The sequence below is a fragment of the Pseudoalteromonas luteoviolacea genome, assembly GCF_001696455.1.
Lineage (GTDB): Bacteria > Pseudomonadota > Gammaproteobacteria > Enterobacterales > Alteromonadaceae > Pseudoalteromonas > Pseudoalteromonas luteoviolacea_C.
In genome coordinates, this window is record NZ_MAUJ01000049.1 from 1 (window position 1) to 563 (window position 563).

Below are 563 nucleotides of genomic sequence, written 5' to 3' on the forward strand. Positions count from 1 at the left end.
GCCGTATCAGTCACCGCTGTTGCCGCGTTACCTGCCGTGTCGCTCACCGTCACTGATAAGGTTAAATTACCATCATTTAACCCGCTGATGTCCGACACATTAACGGTTTGGCCCGCGCTGGTGACCGTCCCATTGCCCGTCACAGCCGTACCGCCATTATTACTGCTGAGGGTATAACTGTATGTGGCGCCCACCTCAGCACTGGTAAAGCTAAAGTTCACACCACCCGTCTCTGCGCTGTTATAGCTGGTGTCATTTAAGGCCACACTGTGCCCACTGGGCGCTGCAGTATCTAACGTGCTATTGGCTGTCGCCGCCGTTGCCGCATTGCCTGCGGTATCCGTTAAAATCACAGATAAGGTCAAAGTGCCATCATTCAGGGCACTGAGATCTAAATTAGTGAGTTGCTGGCCTGCCGACGTCACTGTACCGTTGCCCGTGACATCAGTGCCTCCATTGCTGCTCGAAATGGTATAGCTATAGGTTGCCCCCACTTCTGCGCTACTAAAGGAAAAGGATGCCGCGCCTTTTTCCGTGTTCGAATACAAGGTGTCGCCAAACGA

Annotated in this window: 1 protein-coding gene; it reads right to left on the bottom strand. The window is 53.1% G+C overall.

The window, feature by feature from the left end:
• A partial coding sequence (locus tag A7985_RS25430) for a hypothetical protein (protein ID WP_218061312.1) occupies nucleotides 1-548 on the bottom strand: 548 nt, incomplete at its 3' end.
• Nucleotides 549-563 lie beyond the last annotated feature (15 nt).